The following is a 1,973-nucleotide window of genomic DNA, read 5'->3' as shown; positions in this document are numbered from 1 at the left end:
CGATCACCGCGCGATCCGCCGCCACGGTGCCCGAATACAGCGCCCGGGTCATGTCGTCGCTCTCCTGCCGCGTCGTGCTTTCGCGCCAGTCGCGGGCCAGCAGCCCCCGCGCCAGCGGGCTCCACGGCAGCACGCCGATCCCCTGGTCCCGGCAGAAGGGCAGCATCTCGCGCTCCTCCTCCCGGTTCAGCAGGTTCAGATGGTCCTGCATGCTGACGAACTCGGTCCAGCCATGCTGCCGCGCGGTATAGACCGCCTTGGCGAACTGCCACGCATACATCGACGACGCGCCGATATAGCGCGCCTTGCCCGCCTTCACCACGTCGTGCAGCGCCTCCATCGTCTCCTCGATCGGGGTATGCGGGTCCCAGCGATGGATCTGGTAGAGGTCGACATGATCCGTCCCCAGCCGGCGCAGGCTGTTGTCGATCTCCGTCAGGATCGCCCGCCGCGACAGGCCCGACCCGTTCGGCCCGGACCGCGTCGGAAAGAACACCTTGGTGGCCAGCACGATCTCGTCGCGCCGCGCGAAATCGCGGATCGCCCGCCCGACGATCTCCTCCGACGTGCCGTCGGAGTAGCTGTTGGCCGTGTCCAGGAAATTGATCCCGGCCTCCAGCGCCTGGCGGATCAGCGGCCGGCTGCGATCCTCGTCCAGCGTCCAGGGGTGCCGCCCGCGCTCCGGCACGCCATAGGTCATGCAGCCCAGGCAGATACGCGAAACCTGCAGGCCCGTCCGGCCCAGTCGCACATAATCCATGCCGCATTCCCTCCCTGTCGGCGACGCGCCCCGGACCATTCCCGTGGGCGCCGGCCCCAGGACAGCAGACCCGAAGGCAGCAGACCCCAGGGCGACAGACTCCGGGGCAGCGGACCGAGGGCAGCAGACCCGGCACCCCCCTGTCAACGCCCAAGCGAGGGCCCGGCCCGTGGCGCCACCCGTGGGGGAGGGGACTACTTGACGCCGAAAATATCCTCCAGCGTGCGCGCCATCACCGACGGCTCCGGCGAGGTGCCGAACCACAGCCGCACGCTGATCACCCCCTGGTTGACCAGCATGCCCAGCCCGTCCAGCGTCACGCAGCCCCGCTTCTCCGCCTCGCGCAGCAGCGCGGTCTTCGGCGGGTTGGGGATCACGTCGGCCACCACCAGGCCCGGGCGCAGGCTGTCGCAATCGATCGCGGGCATCGCCTTCGCGTCGCCCAGCCCCACCGACGTGGCGTTGATCAGGATCTGCGTGTCCTCGGGCACCGCGAACGCCCCGTCCCACGCCACGAAACGCGCGTCGGCCGGCGTCGATTCGGTGATCAGCGCCGCGATATCCTGCCCCCGCCGCGCATCGCGGTTGACGATCGTCAGGTGCCGCGCCCCGGCCAGCGCCAGTTCCACGGCAATGGCCCGCGCCGCGCCGCCCGCCCCCAGCAGGCAGACCGTCTTCCCCGCCGGATCCATGACCTGCGTCAGCGAGGTCAGGAACCCCTTGCCGTCCGTATTCTCGCCGATCAGCGCGCCGTCACGGATGACCACGCAATTCACCGCGCCGATGATCGCCGCCGATTCCGCCAGCCGGTCCAGGTGCGACAGGATCGCGATCTTGTGCGGGATCGAACAGTTGAAACCGGCCCACCCCATGGCCTTGGCACCCCGCACGGCATCCGCCAGCCCCTCGGGCTTCACGTCGCAATTGATATAGCGGGCATTCATCCCGTGATGGCGATACGCCGCCTCGATCATCGCGACGGTCGGATTGTCCGCGCACGGGGTGGAAAAGGATCCGGTCAGCGCGGCAAGAAAATTATGGGACGTCATTGGGGCCTCCTCGACATGCTCTCGTCTGGGGTCCGCCCTCCGGGGCGGCCCGCGGCGTGTTCGGCCCGACAGGGTTGCATAGCTATGCAGGCCTGTCACCCACCTCCTGCGCCCGCGGCGTCTCTCCGGCCCGGTCCGCGCCCGCGTCGTCCCCGGTGGCGCCC

2 protein-coding genes are annotated in these 1,973 nt (G+C 69.6%); both read right to left on the bottom strand.

All coding sequences use genetic code 11. From position 1 onward, the window contains the following. The coding region (locus HUK84_RS16385; protein WP_176641232.1) for an aldo/keto reductase at nt 1–760 on the bottom strand (760 nt) is incomplete at its 3' end. Between the two features lie 194 nt (nt 761–954). Continuing rightward, nucleotides 955–1,809 carry a shikimate dehydrogenase gene (gene aroE / locus HUK84_RS16380; protein WP_176641231.1) on the bottom strand — a complete coding sequence of 285 codons (855 nt, stop codon included), beginning with the start codon at nt 1,807–1,809 and terminating at the stop codon, nt 955–957. Nucleotides 1,810–1,973 lie beyond the last annotated feature (164 nt).

This window comes from Nguyenibacter vanlangensis, from assembly GCF_013376155.1.
Lineage (GTDB): Bacteria > Pseudomonadota > Alphaproteobacteria > Acetobacterales > Acetobacteraceae > Gluconacetobacter > Gluconacetobacter vanlangensis.
This window is presented reverse-complemented; position numbering and strand designations above follow the sequence as displayed.